The organism is Flavobacterium sp. ACN2 (assembly GCF_002303885.1).
Lineage (GTDB): Bacteria > Bacteroidota > Bacteroidia > Flavobacteriales > Flavobacteriaceae > Flavobacterium.
This window is the reverse complement of sequence record NZ_MRCM01000024.1, coordinates 12,347-29,995: the sequence shown is the minus strand read 5'-3', so window position 1 is coordinate 29,995 and position 17,649 is coordinate 12,347. Positions and strand designations below refer to the sequence as shown.

Here is a 17,649-nt window from a genome sequence, read left to right as displayed (position 1 = left end):
ACCCAAAGAATAACGGGACAAAGAAGAAAAAATCTTCTTTGTCCCGTCAAGTGACCATGGAGGGATTTGAACCCTCACGCCCTTACGAGCACCACCCCCTCAAGATGGCGAGTCTACCGTTTCTCCACATGGCCTAAAAAGAAAAAAGGTCGAGTAAAATAAATTACCCGACCTTTTGTGACCCGACTGGGGCTCGAACCCAGGACCCCATCATTAAAAGTGATGTGCTCTACCGACTGAGCTATCGAGTCATTGCTTTCAAGAAATTTAATTTGTTAATCACAAAATTTGTGACCCGACTGGGGCTCGAACCCAGGACCCCATCATTAAAAGTGATGTGCTCTACCGACTGAGCTATCGAGTCATTTAATTTCTTGAATGCGGGTGCAAATATAAGGAGTTTTTTTTGAAGTTTCCAAGCTATTTTATCATAAATTTGTCTTTTTTTTAGAAAAATTCTCAAATGCTTAGTTTATAAGGTTTTATTAATATGAAAAAAATTGTGTTGTTAGGTTATATGGGCTGCGGAAAGTCTACAATTGCCCAAAATTTGTCAAAAATTACAAATATTCCGTTCTTAGATTTAGATAAATGTATCGAAGAAAGAGTAAATTTATCCATAAATGAGATTTTTGAGAAGCATGGAGAAGTATATTTTCGAAAATTAGAGCATGAAATGTTCGTCGAATTGCTGCAATCTTCAGAAAATACTATTATTGGTCTTGGAGGAGGAACTCCATGTTATGCCAATAATCATGAATTATTAAAAGGAGACGATGTGGTGTCTGTATATTTAAAAGCATCAATTGATACCTTATATAATAGATTGGTGCACAATAAAAGCAAACGCCCTTTGATTGCCAATATGAATGAGGAAGAAATGAAAGAGTTTATTGCGAAACATTTATTCGACAGAAGTTATTATTACAATCAAGCAAAACATAAAGTTTCAGTTGATGATAAATCTGTCGAAGAAACGGTTCAGGATATTTTAGATATATTAGCTTAAAGAAGCATAGTCGCCGTTTTCTGAATTGAAAACAACTTGAACATGCTCTAGTAAAGAAGTTGAAAGCGAAATGCCTTTGAAATCTGCCTTTACTGGATATTTTTTATGATTACGATCAACAAGTACTGCTGTTTTGAATTTTTTAAGCGGAACGTCTAAGAAATGACGAACAGCATAGATTAATGTAGTTCCAGAGTTCAAGACATCATCAACTAGAACTAAGCCTTTGTTTTTATATTCTTCGGCAGTTAATGAAGTTTGTATTACTTGTTGCGGATTTTGTTTGTTTATTTTGACTTCGCAGATCGAAACTTTTAAGGTTGAAATATTGCTAAGCGCCGATGCGATTTTTTCGGCAAAAAGAAATCCGTTAGAAGCAATTCCGGCAATAACAACTTCTTCTTCGTCTACAAAAGTCTCGTAAATTTGGTAAGCGATACGTTTTATTTTATGTTCGATTTCCTGATTGGTCAAGATTATATTGCTGCTCATAGTGTATTTTTTTGCTAAGATAATTAATTTAAAATCCAATTTAGAAAATCCAAATTCCATTTTTTTTTATAAAATGTCAATATTTTAAATTCCAAATTCCAAGTTTTGAGATAGGTTTATTTTTGGGATCTGGAATTTGATTGCTTTTTTGGAATTTGGAATTTGAAGTTTTAAAATTTATTCTATTTCTTCATCCTCATCATAAATATCGTCTCCGTAATCGTCAATGTCTCTTCGGTCTTTTTTGGTCGGACGTCCTGCGCCAGTTCTTCTAGAATGTTCTTTAGATAATTTTAATAACTCTAAATGTGCAAAAGCTTCTGGAGGCGTTTCGTTTTTTTGATAAATATCTACCAACTTAGCTCCAACTCGATTTTGCGGAATGTCTAAAACCGTTATAATTTGTGTAATTTGATCTTTTCTAAATGTAATTCGGTCTGTGGGAAAAACTTCTTTTGAAGGTTTTGCAACTTGCCCATTTACAGTGATCTGATTCTTTTTGCAAGCTTCGGTTACCATGTTTCTAGTCTTGTAATATCTAACGCACCACAAGTATTTATCTATTCTCATAATTTTTCTAAAATCCAAGTTAAATTCTTTACAAAAATAAATCAATATTGTATCTTGCGCACCTAAAAAAATGATAATAATGAATAAATTTAAATATTATTTTGTTTTGTTACTTGCTGGTCTTGCCATCGTTTCTTGTAATAAAAATGACGATGATAAAACAGAAGTTGTTCCTTTAAGGGATTATCAAGAGCAATTTAATACTGATAATGCAGATATTGAAGAGTATTTAAAGACCAATTATATTACTGTGACAGCCGATATGGATGTAACAATTTCGCCCATAACGGATGCTGCTTCACAACCCTCAATAATGTCTTACTTAAATAGTGCTACTTATCCAAAGCTGGTTTTAAGAGAAATCCCATACATACATGGTATAACTTATAAAATGTATTATTTGGTTTTAAGAGAAGGTACTGGTGTTGCTCCAATGAATACGGATGGTGTTTTTACTGCTTATAGAGGAGAATATTTAAAACGTGTGGAAAAGACAGATACAGAGCCAGAACATTTAACAACTACTTTCTTTGAGCAGGTTATATACCCAAAGAGTATTATTGATATGTATGTGCTTAATGTTGTAAAGGGATGGAGTGAGATCTTTCCTCTGTTTAAAACAGGAACAACGACTTATAATGATGATGGAACCCCAAATTACCAAGATTTTGGTGCGGGTGTTTTATTTATACCTTCAGGATTAGGATATTATGCTGCGCCACCTTCTTCAAGTACCATTCCAGCATATTCACCTTTAATCTTTAGCTTTAAGCTTTATGATATTAGAAGAATGGATCATGAAAATAATGGTTACTCTAATGGTGTTTTATTAGAAAATCCAGATGGTGTATTTGATTATCAGGAGGATATTAACGGTGATGGTTTTGTTCGTGATTATAGAGATACAACTACATATCCTAATCCACCTGCTAACCCAGATGATACAGATGGTGATGGTATTCCAGATTTTCTAGATCATGATGATGACGGAGATGGTTATACGACAAGATTTGAACTTACAAAACCTACAGATGCTCCTTTTTCAGGATTAAGCAAATATTATCCTTATAGTCCTGTTTTGGATAATCCTGATACTCCAAATGTGGATGAAAGCGAATTGTGGGCTATTCCTAGAAGGCCAACAGGAGAACTTACTGATCCTGCAAAGCCAGAGTCAATCACAAATCCTCGTAAGTATGTTCCTGAGGATTATACAGCGCCAGGAAGATTAAGAATTCATTTGGATAAAACGTATCCTTATCAAAAGAACTAAAATATAGAAGTTAAATAAGAAGCCTCGAAATGTTAATTTCGAGGCTTTTTTTATTTATGTTTAGTTGTTAAGTGCTGATTTTTAGTTTGTTGTGTTTTTGTTGTAAGTTTTTTATTTCTTTTTACGGAATCACGTAAGGATTTTATTTCTTATTGTTATAGATTTGAAAGAATAATATTAAAATTTTACAAAAATGAAAAAAATTATTGCATTGTTTTTAGGTTTAACTATTTTGTCATGTAGTAGTGAAGATCAAGCGACTCAAAATGTTGCTTCTTCAAATGAAACTTCAGCTTCAGTTTTAGATGGTAAACTATTGTCTTTCAAAAATGAAGAGTCTTTTATTAAAGAATACTCAGATCTTGCTTTGTTAGATAGTAAAGGTCTTCAGGATTGGATTGCTTCGAAAGGATTAAATCCATTATTAAAAGTTTCTGAGGAATCAACTGGTACGGAAGAAGATGTTGTTGAGGAAACAAGAATTATTTATTCAGATGCATTGGAAGCAATTTTGAATGCTGAATCAAAAGTTAAAATTGGTGATAAGGTATTATGGCTTAATGAACGTGATTTTTATCTTCTATCAGAAAATGAAATTAATAAGAATCAAAAGGAACTTATTAGTATTAAAGAGAATTTAGTAGTTTACGGACAGCTTTTAAGTGTTTCAAAATCTACTAAAGATTTGGCAAGTAGATATGTTATTCCAAATGAAAATAGAATTAAAACATTTATTACAGATGAAGGTAGTTTTAATGTGCCAGGAATGAGATATAGACATGTATTAGATTTGTATAATGAGACAGTTGTTTTGAATAATGTTGTCTATTCAAGCAAAATGTTTTTAAGATCATTAATGCAATATCGATCATGTTCAACTTGGAGATGTACCTGGAAAACAGAATCAACTCCTGTACAGGTAGATGGAAGCAATATATCTGCAAATTCTCTGTTTTGGTCTGCTTCTTTAATTATGGATAATTCTGTTTCTGGAAGCAAAACTTTTCTATTAGCTAATTGGACTCCAAAAGCACCTTATGGTGAGCAATTTTGGTATCAAAATTTTACGGTGTCAGGAAATTTTAAAATTTACGTAGTAAATGCTTGGCACGAAATTGCACTTTCTTGGTATTAAAATAAAATTGATGTAAAATTAAAAAACCTCGGAATGCAAATTCCGAGGTTTTTTTATGTTCAAGAAAATCTAATAATTATTTTCTTTTGATAACTCTTTCTACGGCTTCAACAATTGCTTGATTGTTTAATTTGTATTTTTCCATTAACTGCTCTGGAGTTCCAGATTCTCCAAAACTATCTTTAACAGCTACAAATTCTTGTGGAGTTGGATTGTTTAAAGCCAATACGCCAGAAACACTTTCTCCAAGACCTCCAAGGTAATTGTGCTCTTCAGCAGTAACTACACATTTCGTTTTAGCAACAGATTTTAAAATAGCTTCTTCATCAAGAGGTTTGATGGTATGGATGTTGATTACTTCAGCAGAAATTCCTTTTGCTTCAAGAGCTTCAGCAGCTATAAGAGCTTCCCAAACTAAGTGTCCAGTAGCAATGATTGTAACATCTGTTCCTTCGTTTAATAAAATTGCTTTTCCAATTACGAACGGCTCATCTGCAGGAGTAAAGTTAGCTACAACTGGACGTCCGAAACGTAAATAAGCTGGACCATGGTGATCTGCTAATGCTAAAGTTGCCGCTTTAGTTTGGTTGTAATCGCAAGTATTGATTACAGTCATTCCAGGTAACATTTTCATTAAACCAATATCTTCTAAGATTTGGTGCGTTGCTCCATCTTCTCCTAAAGTTAAACCAGCGTGAGAAGCACAGATTTTTACATTTTTATCTGAGTAAGCAACAGATTGACGAATTTGATCGTAAACTCTACCTGTAGAAAAGTTTGCGAAAGTTCCTGTAAAAGGAATTTTTCCACCAATTGTTAAACCTGCAGCGATTCCAATCATGTTAGCTTCAGCGATTCCGATTTGGAAAAAACGCTCTGGGTGGTTTTTCTTGAAATCATCAAATTTCAATGATCCAATTAAGTCAGCACATAATGCAACAACATTTTCATTTTTTTGACCTAGTTCAGTCATTCCCGCTCCAAAACCAGAACGAGTATCTTTACTTCCTGTATTTTCGTATTTTTTCATTTTTTATTTTTTGAGATGCTAAGTTTCTAAGTGACTAAGTTTCTAAGCTGAAAACTGTCTACTGAGACTGAGCACTTTTTAATAATCCGCTAAAGTTGAAATGTTTTGAGCTAAAGCACTAGCCAATTGATCATTGTTTGGTGCTTTACCATGCCAAGCATGAGTGTGCATCATGAAATCTACACCATTACCCATTTCTGTGTGTAATAAAATGCAAACTGGTTTTCCTTTTCCTGTTCTTGATTTAGCATCAGTTAAACCAGCGATGATAGCATCAATGCTGTTTCCTTCTTTGATTTCTAAAACATCCCAGTCAAAAGCTTCAAATTTGGCGCGAATACTTCCCATTGGCAGAACTTCATCAGTTGTTCCGTCAATTTGTTTACCATTAAGGTCGATTGTTGCAATAATGTTGTCTACTTTCTTAGCAGAAGCGTACATAATCGCTTCCCAGTTCTGACCTTCTTGCAATTCTCCGTCTCCGTGTAAACTATATACGATATGATTGTCTTTGTTTAATTTTTTAGCTTGAGCTGCTCCCAAAGCTACAGATAAACCTTGTCCTAATGAACCAGATGCAATACGAACTCCAGGTAAACCTTCGTGAGTTGTTGGGTGTCCTTGTAAGCGAGAATCTAATAATCTGAAAGTTGCTAATTCTGAAACTGGAAAATAACCACTGCGTGCTAGAACGCTATAAAAGACAGGTGAAATGTGTCCGTTTGAAAGGAAAAATAAATCTTCTCCAATTCCGTCCATATCAAAACCTTCTTTGCGGTCCATTATGTTTTGATATAATGTTACCAAAAATTCAGTACAACCTAATGAACCACCTGGGTGTCCAGAGTTTACAGCATGTACCATTCTAAGAATATCTCTTCTTACTTGGATCGTTAAATCGCTTAATTGTTGTGTGTTAGGCTTCATTTTATATGTAAAAGTTAAACTGAAGCAAAAGTAAACGTTATTTTGTGGGCAGACAAATGATTTTTTGCTTTAGTTTTACAGCAATTGTTAAATTTTGCTGTTTTTTTTACATTATGAAAAAAAATATCACGCCAGTTTTGCTTTCTAACTTTTTACAAGTGTGTTTTTTACAATTTTAATTAACTTAATAAAAAAATCCTGCATTTAGCAAGATTTTATTTTTTTTACGATTTACTCTGTATCACCTTCGCTGTAGTAATTGTTTTCTTCATCTTCTGAACCAATATCTTCCTGTTCGTCATCTAATTCAGCCCCTGGAATATCCAAATCATTTCCAATTTTGTCGCTGTTTTGTTTCCATTCGTTGTCATTATTAATTATTCTTTCTCCAGAAATATCTTGAGGATCGATATCTTCTAATCTTTCTTCTTGATTGTAAATATCTTCGTTTGCTGGATAATCCATGTTTTCAAGGTTTTTCTCAATTTGTTCATCCTTGATATTATCCAATTTATCTTCTGAGTTTATCATGATTTCTAAAATTTTAGTTGAATATTAAAATTACAAAAAGAAAGAAATGAGTTTGTTATACTTTAATAATAGGATTGTTGCAGTTTTTACATTCCTATTTTACCGATGAAATTTCTTTTAGAGCCGTTTGCGTTAGGGATAGGAGCGGTATCCTTTTGCGATAAATGTCTCGTCTTAATTGAAATGATATTTTCTTGAGCAAAAGATATAGCGGATAGCCCGACCGTTAGGGAACGCCCAAATGTATCAAATTTCAAATGTGAAAATCCAAATTCCAAAACATAGATCTGAAATTAAGAAAAGATTAGCTAATTTTCTAATTGACAAATTTTCTAATTCATAAAATTTCCCTGAAATTAAACTATCTTTGCCGACTGAAAAACGAATTTATGAAGTTTGATTTATTACAAAAAGATCCGCAGTCAAAAGCAAGAGCGGGTAGTATTACTACAGATCACGGAGTTATAGAAACTCCTATTTTTATGCCAGTTGGTACTGTTGCTTCTGTAAAAGGAGTGCATCAGCGTGAATTGAAAGACGATATTAATCCGGATATTATTCTTGGAAATACCTATCATTTGTATCTGCGTCCGCAGACAGAAATTTTAGAGAAAGCCGGAGGACTTCATAAATTCATGAACTGGGATCGTAATATTTTGACTGATTCTGGAGGATATCAAGTATATTCTCTTTCTTCAAATAGAAAAATTAAAGAAGAAGGAGTAAAATTTAAATCGCACATTGACGGTTCTTATCACTTTTTTACGCCAGAAAATGTAATGGAAATTCAGCGTACAATTGGTGCAGATATTATTATGGCTTTTGATGAATGTACGCCATATCCTTGCGATTACCGCTATGCACAACGTTCTATGCATATGACACATCGTTGGTTGGACAGATGTATCAATCATTTGGAAAAAGTACCTTATAAATATGGCTATGAACAAACGTTTTTCCCGATTGTTCAAGGAAGTACTTATAAGGATTTACGTCGTCAGTCGGCAGAATATATTGCGAATGCAGGACAGCAAGGAAATGCAATTGGCGGACTTTCTGTTGGAGAGCCAGCTGAAGAAATGTATGCCATGACTGAGGTAGTTTGCGAAATTCTTCCTGAAGATAAACCTCGTTATTTAATGGGGGTTGGAACTCCAATTAATATTTTAGAAAATATTGCGTTAGGAATTGATATGTTTGATTGCGTTATGCCAACTCGTAATGCAAGAAATGGTATGTTGTTTACAGCAAACGGAACAATCAATATCAAAAATAAAAAATGGGAAGCAGATTTTTCTCCAATTGATGAAATGGGGCATACTTTTGTGGATACAGAATATACAAAAGCCTATTTACGTCACTTGTTTGCGGCCAACGAATATTTAGGAAAGCAAATTGCTACCATTCATAATCTTGGATTCTATATGTGGTTGGTTCGTGAGGCAAGAAAACATATCTTAGCCGGAGATTTTAGACCATGGAAAGAAATGATGGTTAAAAATATGAGTCAGCGTCTTTAAGAATTTAAAGTTTCAAGTTTCAGGTTTCAGGTTCTCTAGAGGACGAAATCCAACAACTTGAAACCTGAAACTAAAAAAACTTGAAACAATAAAATTATATGCTTTCAATAATAGATAAATACATCTTAAAAAGGTACCTCGGGACATTTTCTGTGATGCTTCTTTTATTTGCACCAATCGGAATCGTAATTGATGTTTCTGAAAAGGTAAATAAAATGCTTGAAAACAAGATTCCGTTTGGAGATATTGCCTTCTATTATTACAATTTCACAATTTATTTTATTAATTCGCTGTTTCCGATATTCTTGTTTTTATCGGTAATTTGGTTCACTTCAAAGCTGGCCAACAATACAGAAATTATTGCGATTTTAAGTTCTGGAATTTCATATACACGTTTCTTGCGTCCTTATATTATAGGTGCAACTATCGTTTCTATTTTTGTTTTGCTAATGGGATTTTTTATCGTTCCAGCGGCCAGTGAAGGCTATAATAATTTTAGATACACATATCTTAAAGGTAATGGAAAGGAACTCATGCGTGGTGAAAACACCAATGTTTTCAGACAAATTAACGATCACGATTTTATTTTTGTAAACAGTTTTAACGAAGAATCAAAAACGGCCTTCAACTTTTCATTAGAACATTTTGAAAAAGAAAAACTGACTTATAAAATCACTGCAAGCCGCATAAAATGGGATCCTAAAAAGAAGATTTACGTTTTATACGATTATACTAAAAGAACCGTAGGAGAACTAAATGACGTAATTGAAAAATCTCCAGAAAAAAATGTTGCCTTCAAATTTGAATTGGCAGATTTAACTCCAGTAGTTTATATTGCCGAAACGCTAACTTTGGGTAAACTGATCGATTTTATTGAAAAAGAAAGAAAAAGAGGTTCAGGAAACATCAATACCTATTTGGTTGTTCTTTATAAAAAATACAGTATTCCGGTTTCAGCATTTATTTTAACTATTATTGCGGTTTCAGTTTCTTCTATGAAACGCCGTGGCGGAATGGGAATGAACCTTGCTATTGGAATTGCAATTGCGTTTTCATTTGTATTCTTTGATAAAATATTTGGTACACTTGCCGAAAAATCTACATTCTCACCTTTATTAGCTGTTTGGTTCCCGAATATTGTTTTCGGAATTTTAGCAGTTTACTTATTACGTAATGCGAAACGATAATTTAAAAAGTTATTTAAATCTACACTTAATTGTTTTTATCTGGGGTTTTACAGCTATTCTAGGCGCTTTAATTACAATTGATGCCGATAATCTGGTTTGGTACAGAATGTTGATTGCCATGATTTTTCTTGGCGGATTTATTGCATTTAAAAAACAATCTTTTCAAGTTCCGATAAAAGAGTTTTTTAAATTGATTTTTGTTGGATTATTGATAGCATTACACTGGATTTTCTTTTTTAAAGCAATTCATGTATCCAATGTCTCCATTACGCTTTCCATATTTTCTTTAGGAGCTTTTTTCGCTTCTTTATTAGAACCTTTATTTTATGGAAGAAAAGTGCTTTGGTATGAAGTGTTCTTCGGACTAATAATTATAGCTGGTTTAGGATTGATCCTGCAAGTTGAAATAAAATATCTTACAGGAGTTTATTACGCTTTGGCAGCCATCATTTTAGGAGTTTTATTTACCTTAATGAATGGAAAATTAATTTCAGATCATGAACCTTCAGTAATTACATTTTATGAATTTGGAGCGGGCGTTTTCTTCATCACCATTTATTTTTTATTTCAAGGAAAATTTACAGCAGATTTTTTCGAAATGTCTTTAAATAATTGGGTTTTATTATTGATTTTGGCCTCAATTTGTACGGCTTATGCCTTTACTGCTTCGGTAAAAGTAATGCAGCGATTAACGCCTTATACCGTAATGTTAACGACTAATTTGGAGCCAGTTTACGGGATAGTTTTGGCTTATTTTATCTTGGGAGGAAAAGAAAAAATGAGCGTCGAATTTTACATCGGAGCAGTCATAATCATCATAACAGTTATTCTAAACGGTGTTTTCAAACATTATCAGAACAAGAAAGAAAACTTGTAATAGTTTACTTATTTTTAAATTGCATTTTTATACTTTAAATAACAATTAACTTCGCCAATGATATAATATTTTTATATTTGCGGTTCGATTTACAAACAAAATTCAAAAATCCATGGAATATTTAGATTTTGAGCTTCCAATTAAAGAACTTGAAGAACAGTTAGAAAAGTGCGTTATTATTGGAAAAGAATCTGACGTTGACGTAACGCCGACGTGCAAGGAAATCAACAAAAAATTAGTAGAGACTAAAAAAGAAATATATAAAAACCTTACGGCTTGGCAGAGGGTACAATTGTCAAGACACCCAAATAGACCTTATACTTTAGACTACATTAGAGCAATCTGTGGAGATACTTTCTTAGAACTTCATGGAGACAGAGGTTTTAAAGATGATAAAGCAATGGTTGGTGGTCTTGGTAAAATAAACGGTCAGTCGTTTATGATTGTTGGACAGCAAAAAGGTTACAATACAAAAACACGTCAGTACCGTAATTTCGGTATGGCTAATCCAGAAGGGTACCGTAAAGCTTTGCGTTTGATGAAAATGGCAGAGAAATTCGGAATTCCAGTTCTTACTTTGGTAGATACTCCAGGTGCATATCCAGGACTTGAAGCTGAGGAAAGAGGACAAGGAGAAGCTATTGCTAGAAACATTTTTGAAATGGTTCGTTTGCAAGTGCCAATCATCACTATTATTGTTGGTGAAGGTGCTTCAGGTGGAGCTTTAGGAATTGGTGTTGGAGACCGTGTTTATATGTTAGAAAACACTTGGTACTCTGTAATTTCTCCAGAATCTTGCTCTTCTATTTTATGGAAAAGCTGGGAGTACAAAGAGCGTGCAGCAGAAGCATTAAAACTGACTTCTTCTGATATGAAAAAACAAAAATTAGTTGATGATGTAATTCCAGAACCATTAGGCGGAGCGCATTATGACAGAGAAACTACTTTTAAAACAGTAGCGGAATATATTACAAAAGGATATAACGAATTGAAAGACTTATCAACAGCCGATTTAATTGCCCAGAGAATGGACAAATACAGTAATATGGGCGAGTATAAAGAGTAAATTCATATTTAACGATTAAAAATCCGAAGCCCTGCGGTTTCGGATTTTTTTTTGGTTATGAACAAAAAAACAAATTTATAAACAACTTAATAGTTATAACTCGATAGTAGAATTTTTTTAAATTTTGCTACTTTCGCTATATGGAAAATTTCAAAAACTTAAACCCTGTTAAGGTCGACAAAACCACAATCATCAATCTAGAAAAAGGTAAGCTTCCTCCTCAAGTTATAGACTTAGAAGAGGCTGTTTTGGGTGCGATGATGATTGATAAAAAAGGGGTAGATGATGTAATTGATATTTTACAGCCTGATGCTTTTTACAAAGATGCGCACAAACATATTTTTGAAGCGATTTTACAGCTTTTTACCGAAACACAGCCAATTGATATTTTAACGGTTTCGACACAGTTAAAGAAAAACGGAAAGTTAGATTTGGCTGGAGGTGATTTTTATCTGATTCAGCTTACGCAAAAAATTGCGTCTTCTGCCCACATCGAATTTCACTCGCGTATTATTCTTCAAAAATTTATTCAAAGAAGTTTAATTCGTATTTCATCTGAAATTATCGAAGAGTCGTATGATGAAACTACAGACGTATTCGATTTGCTGGATAAAGCCGAATCTAAACTATATGAGGTAACGCAAGGAAATATTAAGCGTAGTTCTGAAACCGCTCAGAGTTTGGTTCTTCAAGCGAAAAAACGTATTGAAGAAATCGCTGGTAAAGAAGGTTTGAGTGGTGTGGCAACTGGATTTGAGAAGTTGGATGAAGTTACTTCTGGATGGCAGCCTTCCGATTTAATTATTATTGCGGCTCGTCCCGGGATGGGTAAAACGGCTTTCGTCCTTTCGATGGCGAGAAACGTAAGTATTCAGTTTGGACATGCAGTTGCGATTTTCTCTCTGGAGATGGCGTCGGTTCAGTTAATTACGAGGCTTATTTCTTCTGAAACAGGATTGTCTTCAGAAAAACTAAGAACGGGTAAATTAGAAAAACATGAATGGGAACAGCTGAGTACTAAGGTGAAAAACTTAGAAAAAGCGCCATTATTTATTGATGATACACCTTCGCTTTCGATATTCGATTTACGTGCAAAATGTCGTCGTTTGGCTTCACAGCACGGAATCAAGTTAATTATTATTGACTACTTGCAGCTGATGACTGCAGGGGGAAGTGGAAAAGGAGGAGGAAACCGTGAGCAGGAAATCTCGACAATTTCTCGAAACTTAAAGGCTTTGGCAAAAGAGTTGAACGTTCCTGTAATTGCACTTTCTCAGTTATCGCGTGCCGTTGAGACCCGTGGATCTAGTAAACGTCCGCTTCTTTCGGATCTTCGTGAATCTGGAGCGATCGAGCAGGATGCCGATATTGTATCGTTTATTTATCGTCCTGAATATTATAAAATTGAAGAATGGGATGATGATGAAGCATCTTCGACACAAGGACAGGCCGAGTTTATTATAGCCAAACACCGTAACGGTGGTCTTGAAAATATTCGTCTTAAATTCTTAGGACATTTAGGTAAGTTTGATAACCTTGAAGAATTTACTGGAGGTTACGATGATTTGCCATCTAAAATGAATCACGATGATAATCCTTTCATAACGAAAAATTTACCATCTGCTAACGAAGCTTTCGGAAGTAATTTAAATGATGATGATGACGACAGCGATGTTCCATTTTAAAAGTTAAAAAGCCTTATTATTAAGGCTTTTTTTATGTTTTTATGTTAATCGTCTAATAAAAATCAGTAGTTTAGCTAAACCAATTACAAACTATTAGTTTTTTAAAAATTATTAACCAATAACAAATTTAAATTATGAATGAAGAAACCTTTCCAGGACCTATTCAGATTCCTGTAGCAACTGCAGACAAGTGGGAAAAGAGATATGACGACGATAAATCTGTCGAAGACTCAAAGAACAAAGTAAAAGCTTTCTTAATACCTAGAGAAAGTTTGAAAAAAGTGCTAGAACTTGATACAGAAGCGGTTTGGGCTTATTTGGGAATAAATGATCAAAATGAAAAAACATTACTTTTTGTAGGAGCCAAATACGATGAGAAAACTAAAAAGTGGATTAATGTCTACGGTAAAGGAGATGGAGTAGAAGGTGGCGAAGGAGCTGCTGATGACATTGTATACGATGGAACTAGACCAAGCCCACCGTATTAATTAAAGACTTTTTTAAGAATGGATGATTTTTTAATTTATTCAGGTTATTTGATTTTATTAATTAATCTAGTATTATATTCCATTAGCTTTTTCCGTAAGGAAAAAGCTAATGGTTTTTTTGTTCTTTATTTAGCATTTGCATTTTTAATGCAGATGTCAATGGAGTTACTATATCATCTGCATTATAATAATTTATTTTTAGTTAATGCTTTCATTATAGGCCAAATGGTTTTATTAGGTCTTTTTTATAATTCGTTGATAAAAATAAGAAGCCAAAAAATATTTGTAAAAAGTGTTTTGTTAGCGGGAATATCAATCTTTTGCGTCCAATTTCTTATAAATCCCAATGAATTTTTGAAATTTAACTTATTTGCTATTACTTTAACGTCTTTATGTTGTGTTATTTTCGGCTTGCTGCATTTCTACAATATGCTTACTGAAAAGAAGATTTATTATTACATAACAATAGCTGTTATCTTTTTTATGTTAGGCTCTACTGTTTTGTATTTAATTGGAAATTTAACCTTGACATTAAGTTTGGAGGTTAAATATTTTTCATGGAAACTAAATGCTTTTTTATTTTTAGTTTATCAATTAGTTATATTATATGAATGGAAGGTAAGTTTTTCTAAAAAGTCTTTAGAAAACTAATTTGTATTATTAAAAATAGATTATGAACTCCAATTCAATCCCTGAAAAAGAATTAGTTGCTATTATATTATATATCTCGCTATTTTTTATAATTGTTGCAGTTGCGCTAATTATATTCTTTTATTTTTCTAGAAAAAAAATTATTCAAAAAGAATTAGAAAAGATAGAATTAATACTTCGATATCAAAAAGAACAGTTGCATGCTATTATTGTAACGCAAGAGGAAGAACGTAAAAGAATTGCACAAGATCTTCATGATGATATTAGCTCCAAATTAAATATTGTCTCCTTAAACAGTCATTTGCTTACAGCGCCAAATCTTACCGAAGCGGAAACTGCAGAAATTACAGAAAACATAATTGCTTTGACGACAAAGGCATTAGACAATTCTAGAAAAATTGCGCATAATTTGCTGCCTCCAGTTTTTGAAAAATTTGGTTTAAGTGCAGGTATTGAAGAATTATGCGAAGAATTTGAATCGAGCAAATCGGTAAAAACGTATTATAAAAATGACATCGATTTTGATGAGAAAGACATAGACAGGCATTTGCATGTTTTTAGGATTCTGCAGGAATTAATGAATAATTCGATTCGTCACGGAAAAGCGTCAGAGATATGGATTTCTTTTGCCAATAAAGACGGAATAAATACTTGTGACTATATAGACAACGGTATTGGTTTTAATTGTTCAAATGCCGAAAACCAAAAAGGTTTAGGCATGAAAAATATCGATAGCCGAATATCATTTTTGCAGGGAACAATCGAAATTGACTCTGAAATTAATAAAGGTATTGTTGTAAATTTTACTTTTTAAGGCAAATTATGTGTTTTATTAAGGTTTTTGGTCAATAAAATAAAGGTATTTAGATTTTTTCTAATTCATATTTTGTAATTTCGACAAACCAAATTAAACGACCAAAACCAAAATAAGATGAATGCTTCTATTAAAATTGCTCTAGTCGATGATGAAATTTTGTTTAGAAAAGGAATTTCTTTTTTATTACAGAGAGAAGAAAATATAGATATTCTCTTTGAAGCCTCAAATGGTGACGAGCTTATTACGCAACTGAATGAAAGAGAAATAACGCCCGATATAATAATAATGGACTTAAAGATGCCGGTCTTAAACGGAGTCGAAGCCACAAAAATTATTAGAAAAACGTTTCCCGATATTAAAATTATTGCATTAACTAGCTACGATACCAAATCGTTTGTTGCCAATATGATTCAAGTTGGAGCAGTAGCTTACTTAATAAAAAATACCACTCCAAAAGATTTAATTCATACCATCAACGAAGTAGCAAAAAAAGGATTCTATTACAACGAAAATGTTTTAAAAACAATTCAAGAAACAATAGTTTCTCCTAAAAATGCCAGAGGCGGTTTAGAAACCAATTTCCTTTCGCCACGCGAAATAGAAATTCTGCAATTAATTTGCCAGCAGAAAACTACAGCAGAAATTGCAGAACATCTTTTTTTAAGTCCAAGAACTATAGAAGGACACAGAAATAATTTATTACTTAAAACAGAATCGCGAAATATAGCTGGCTTAGTTGTTTATGCTATTCAGAATGAATTGGCAGTTTTAACAATCTAGAAAAATTATGCTGTCAAAAACTGAATTGATAGTACATAGTATAATATGATTGTTATGACAAGAACGCATAGTCCTATTTTCTGAATTATATTCAGACCCTTTTGCTGGTTATTACTTTCATTAAACTTCATAGTTGGTTATTTTTTTTACAGCGATTAGTTTTATGAACCTGGGATAGCAAATGTATAGAGAATATTCTTCCTAATTACAGGTGTTTTTACCTGTTTTTTATGGTTTAAAAATCAAGTTTTCTTCAAGTTTTTTATTTAACATTCTTTATAAGTAAGAAAAGATTCTAAGTATTCCTTTTTTGCTGATGGCTTTTATATCTTTACTAAAATAATTTTCTGATGAATAAAAGTTTATTCTACCTTTTTATACTGTTAATGTCATTTAATGCAAAGGCTTCGTTTATCTTACTTCCGATGGACGAAACGACGCAACAAAATCATTTAAAAGCATACGGAATTACTTACTGGTGTTTGAGTAGAGATTATAAAGCAAGCTGGCTTTTAAATTATCGTGGAGGTTCTTTCTTACTTCCTGATGCTGATGAAATTAGAAAAGAATGTAAAATAAGAGGAGTTAGTTTTGAAGTGATTTCAGATAGTGAACAGGCTTCTATTTTAAACGAAATTTCGAGCCCTTCTCAAAATATGGAATCGGTTATTTTAGAGAAAGCACCTAAAATTGCCGTTTATACCCCAAAAGGAAAACAACCGTGGGATGACGCCGTAACTTTGGTTTTAACTTATGCCGAAATTCCTTTTACTCCCATTTATGATGAAGAAGTTTTAAGCGATCAGTTATTAATGTACGATTGGCTTCATTTGCATCACGAAGATTTTACCGGACAATACGGAAAGTTTTATGCGGCGTACAAAAATACACCTTGGTATATTGATCAAAAAAGAGATGCTGAAGCTTTGGCGACAAAATTAGGATATGCAAAGGTGTCTCAGGAAAAAGGAGCCGTAGCAAAAAAAATTAGAGATTTTGTAATTGGTGGTGGTTTTATGTTTGCTATGTGTTCTGCAACAGATAGTTTTGATATTGCCCTTGCAGCAGATGGAGTTGATATTTGCGAAGCTATGTTTGACGGAGATCCTAGCGAATCAAATTATCAGTCAAAATTAAATTATAATAATTCTTTTGCCTTCAAAAACTTTACTTTAGAAAGAAGACCAGAAGTTTACGAGTTTTCAGATATCGACATGACGACGAAAAGACGCATTGTGATGGAAAAAGATTATTTTACGTTAATGGAATTTTCTGCAAAATGGGACCCGATTCCAAGTATGCTATGTCAAAACCATACACAATTAGTAAAAGGTTTTATGGGACAGACCACTTCTTTTGATACGTCTTTAATAAAATCGAATATCTTGATTATGGGAACATGCGAATTAAATGGCGAGTCAAGATACATTCATGGAGAAAAAGGCAAGGGAATGTTTACTTTTTTTGGAGGACATGATCCAGAAGATTTTCAGCATCAGGTTGGAGATCCGCCAACGGTTTTAGATTTGCATCCTAATTCGCCTGGATATAGATTGATTTTGAACAATGTTCTATTTCCAGCTGCTAGAAAAAAGAAACTTAAAACCTAAA

The 17,649-nt window shown here is 33.1% G+C and carries 18 protein-coding genes and 3 tRNA genes; 13 read left to right on the top strand and 8 right to left on the bottom strand.

Annotated features, from left to right (window positions below; all coding sequences use genetic code 11):
- Positions 1-51: 51 nt before the first annotated feature.
- From BSF41_RS22345 to BSF41_RS22335, 3 genes are all read right to left on the bottom strand, one after another.
- Positions 52-134 (bottom strand) — tRNA-Leu (locus BSF41_RS22345).
- A gap of 44 nt (positions 135-178) precedes the next feature.
- A tRNA-Lys gene (locus BSF41_RS22340) sits at positions 179-251 on the bottom strand.
- A 40-nt stretch (positions 252-291) separates the two neighbouring features.
- Positions 292-364, bottom strand: a tRNA-Lys gene (locus tag BSF41_RS22335).
- A gap of 126 nt (positions 365-490) precedes the next feature.
- Between BSF41_RS22335 and BSF41_RS22330 the strand changes: the two genes are divergently transcribed.
- Positions 491-1,009: a shikimate kinase gene (locus BSF41_RS22330; RefSeq protein ID WP_095931693.1), complete on the top strand. Its 519-nt coding sequence runs from the start codon at positions 491-493 to the stop codon at positions 1,007-1,009.
- Here BSF41_RS22330 and BSF41_RS22325 read toward each other — a convergent pair.
- A complete protein-coding gene (locus BSF41_RS22325) occupies positions 1,001-1,501 on the bottom strand; it encodes a phosphoribosyltransferase domain-containing protein (RefSeq protein ID WP_095931712.1) in 501 nt (166 codons plus the stop codon). The two genes, BSF41_RS22330 and BSF41_RS22325, sit on opposite strands and share 9 nt — an antisense overlap.
- Before the next feature lie 177 nt (positions 1,502-1,678).
- The gene (locus tag BSF41_RS22320) at positions 1,679-2,071 is read right to left on the bottom strand and encodes an RNA-binding S4 domain-containing protein (RefSeq protein WP_095931692.1); all 393 of its coding nucleotides are present in this window, start codon (positions 2,069-2,071) and stop codon (positions 1,679-1,681) included.
- A 79-nt stretch (positions 2,072-2,150) separates the two neighbouring features.
- Here BSF41_RS22320 and BSF41_RS22315 point away from each other — a divergent pair, with 79 nt between their 5' ends.
- A complete protein-coding gene (locus tag BSF41_RS22315; protein ID WP_095931691.1) occupies positions 2,151-3,344 on the top strand; it encodes an FKBP-type peptidyl-prolyl cis-trans isomerase in 1,194 nt (397 codons plus the stop codon).
- Positions 3,345-3,537: 193 nt separating this feature from the next.
- Positions 3,538-4,479, top strand: a complete 942-nt coding sequence (locus BSF41_RS22310) for a hypothetical protein (RefSeq protein ID WP_095931690.1) — start codon at positions 3,538-3,540, stop codon at positions 4,477-4,479.
- A 76-nt stretch (positions 4,480-4,555) separates the two neighbouring features.
- Here BSF41_RS22310 and BSF41_RS22305 read toward each other — a convergent pair whose 3' ends face one another.
- The 3 genes from BSF41_RS22305 to BSF41_RS22295 all read right to left on the bottom strand — a co-directional run bounded on the left by BSF41_RS22305 (position 4,556) and on the right by BSF41_RS22295 (position 6,967).
- Positions 4,556-5,509, bottom strand: a complete 954-nt coding sequence (locus tag BSF41_RS22305; RefSeq protein ID WP_095931689.1) for a transketolase family protein — start codon at positions 5,507-5,509, stop codon at positions 4,556-4,558.
- Between the two features lie 78 nt (positions 5,510-5,587).
- Complete coding sequence (locus tag BSF41_RS22300) at positions 5,588-6,436, bottom strand: transketolase (RefSeq protein WP_095931688.1); 849 nt, start codon at positions 6,434-6,436, stop codon at positions 5,588-5,590.
- Positions 6,437-6,667: 231 nt separating this feature from the next.
- Complete coding sequence (locus BSF41_RS22295) at positions 6,668-6,967, bottom strand: hypothetical protein (protein ID WP_095931687.1); 300 nt, start codon at positions 6,965-6,967, stop codon at positions 6,668-6,670.
- Between the two features lie 389 nt (positions 6,968-7,356).
- Here BSF41_RS22295 and tgt point away from each other — a divergent pair, with 389 nt between their 5' ends.
- The 10 genes from tgt to BSF41_RS22245 all read left to right on the top strand — a co-directional run bounded on the left by tgt (position 7,357) and on the right by BSF41_RS22245 (position 17,648).
- Positions 7,357-8,487 carry a tRNA guanosine(34) transglycosylase Tgt gene (gene tgt, locus BSF41_RS22290; RefSeq protein ID WP_095931686.1) on the top strand — a complete coding sequence of 377 codons (1,131 nt, stop codon included), beginning with the start codon at positions 7,357-7,359 and terminating at the stop codon, positions 8,485-8,487.
- Between the two features lie 98 nt (positions 8,488-8,585).
- Positions 8,586-9,674, top strand: coding sequence for an LptF/LptG family permease (locus BSF41_RS22285; protein WP_095931685.1), 1,089 nt, complete (start codon positions 8,586-8,588; stop codon positions 9,672-9,674).
- Positions 9,661-10,551 (top strand): DMT family transporter, encoded by an 891-nt coding sequence (locus BSF41_RS22280; RefSeq protein ID WP_095931684.1) that lies wholly within the window; start codon positions 9,661-9,663, stop codon positions 10,549-10,551. The genes BSF41_RS22285 and BSF41_RS22280 overlap by 14 nt, the downstream gene beginning before the upstream one ends.
- Positions 10,552-10,663: 112 nt before the next feature.
- Complete coding sequence (locus tag BSF41_RS22275; protein ID WP_095931683.1) at positions 10,664-11,617, top strand: acetyl-CoA carboxylase carboxyltransferase subunit alpha; 954 nt, start codon at positions 10,664-10,666, stop codon at positions 11,615-11,617.
- Positions 11,618-11,757: 140 nt separating this feature from the next.
- Positions 11,758-13,302 carry a replicative DNA helicase gene (gene dnaB / locus BSF41_RS22270; protein ID WP_095931682.1) on the top strand — a complete coding sequence of 515 codons (1,545 nt, stop codon included), beginning with the start codon at positions 11,758-11,760 and terminating at the stop codon, positions 13,300-13,302.
- A 134-nt stretch (positions 13,303-13,436) separates the two neighbouring features.
- A complete protein-coding gene (locus BSF41_RS22265; protein ID WP_095931681.1) occupies positions 13,437-13,790 on the top strand; it encodes a hypothetical protein in 354 nt (117 codons plus the stop codon).
- A gap of 18 nt (positions 13,791-13,808) precedes the next feature.
- Positions 13,809-14,441 carry a hypothetical protein gene (locus BSF41_RS22260; protein WP_095931680.1) on the top strand — a complete coding sequence of 211 codons (633 nt, stop codon included), beginning with the start codon at positions 13,809-13,811 and terminating at the stop codon, positions 14,439-14,441.
- A gap of 22 nt (positions 14,442-14,463) precedes the next feature.
- Entirely contained in the window at positions 14,464-15,255 is a 792-nt protein-coding gene (locus BSF41_RS22255; protein WP_095931679.1) for a sensor histidine kinase, read from the top strand.
- Positions 15,256-15,372: 117 nt separating this feature from the next.
- Positions 15,373-16,038, top strand: a complete 666-nt coding sequence (locus BSF41_RS22250) for a response regulator transcription factor (RefSeq protein ID WP_095931678.1) — start codon at positions 15,373-15,375, stop codon at positions 16,036-16,038.
- 350 nt (positions 16,039-16,388) lie between these two features.
- Positions 16,389-17,648, top strand: a complete 1,260-nt coding sequence (locus BSF41_RS22245) for an asparagine synthetase B (protein WP_095931677.1) — start codon at positions 16,389-16,391, stop codon at positions 17,646-17,648.
- Position 17,649 lies beyond the last annotated feature (1 nt).

What these genes read in the sequence shown, in the direction of transcription:
- BSF41_RS22325 (WP_095931712.1), bottom strand. Translation starts at nt 1,501, where the DNA reads ATGAGCAGCAATATAATCTTGACCAATCAGGAAATCGAACATAAAATA.
- BSF41_RS22275 (WP_095931683.1), top strand. Translation starts at nt 10,664, where the DNA reads ATGGAATATTTAGATTTTGAGCTTCCAATTAAAGAACTTGAAGAACAG.
- BSF41_RS22285 (WP_095931685.1), top strand. Translation starts at nt 8,586, where the DNA reads ATGCTTTCAATAATAGATAAATACATCTTAAAAAGGTACCTCGGGACA.
- BSF41_RS22300 (WP_095931688.1), bottom strand. Translation starts at nt 6,436, where the DNA reads ATGAAGCCTAACACACAACAATTAAGCGATTTAACGATCCAAGTAAGA.
- BSF41_RS22330 (WP_095931693.1), top strand. Translation starts at nt 491, where the DNA reads ATGAAAAAAATTGTGTTGTTAGGTTATATGGGCTGCGGAAAGTCTACA.
- BSF41_RS22245 (WP_095931677.1), top strand. Translation starts at nt 16,389, where the DNA reads ATGAATAAAAGTTTATTCTACCTTTTTATACTGTTAATGTCATTTAAT.
- BSF41_RS22315 (WP_095931691.1), top strand. Translation starts at nt 2,151, where the DNA reads ATGAATAAATTTAAATATTATTTTGTTTTGTTACTTGCTGGTCTTGCC.
- dnaB (WP_095931682.1), top strand. Translation starts at nt 11,758, where the DNA reads ATGGAAAATTTCAAAAACTTAAACCCTGTTAAGGTCGACAAAACCACA.
- BSF41_RS22265 (WP_095931681.1), top strand. Translation starts at nt 13,437, where the DNA reads ATGAATGAAGAAACCTTTCCAGGACCTATTCAGATTCCTGTAGCAACT.
- BSF41_RS22320 (WP_095931692.1), bottom strand. Translation starts at nt 2,071, where the DNA reads ATGAGAATAGATAAATACTTGTGGTGCGTTAGATATTACAAGACTAGA.
- BSF41_RS22310 (WP_095931690.1), top strand. Translation starts at nt 3,538, where the DNA reads ATGAAAAAAATTATTGCATTGTTTTTAGGTTTAACTATTTTGTCATGT.
- BSF41_RS22250 (WP_095931678.1), top strand. Translation starts at nt 15,373, where the DNA reads ATGAATGCTTCTATTAAAATTGCTCTAGTCGATGATGAAATTTTGTTT.
- tgt (WP_095931686.1), top strand. Translation starts at nt 7,357, where the DNA reads ATGAAGTTTGATTTATTACAAAAAGATCCGCAGTCAAAAGCAAGAGCG.
- BSF41_RS22295 (WP_095931687.1), bottom strand. Translation starts at nt 6,967, where the DNA reads ATGATAAACTCAGAAGATAAATTGGATAATATCAAGGATGAACAAATT.
- BSF41_RS22255 (WP_095931679.1), top strand. Translation starts at nt 14,464, where the DNA reads ATGAACTCCAATTCAATCCCTGAAAAAGAATTAGTTGCTATTATATTA.
- BSF41_RS22260 (WP_095931680.1), top strand. Translation starts at nt 13,809, where the DNA reads ATGGATGATTTTTTAATTTATTCAGGTTATTTGATTTTATTAATTAAT.
- BSF41_RS22305 (WP_095931689.1), bottom strand. Translation starts at nt 5,509, where the DNA reads ATGAAAAAATACGAAAATACAGGAAGTAAAGATACTCGTTCTGGTTTT.
- BSF41_RS22280 (WP_095931684.1), top strand. Translation starts at nt 9,661, where the DNA reads ATGCGAAACGATAATTTAAAAAGTTATTTAAATCTACACTTAATTGTT.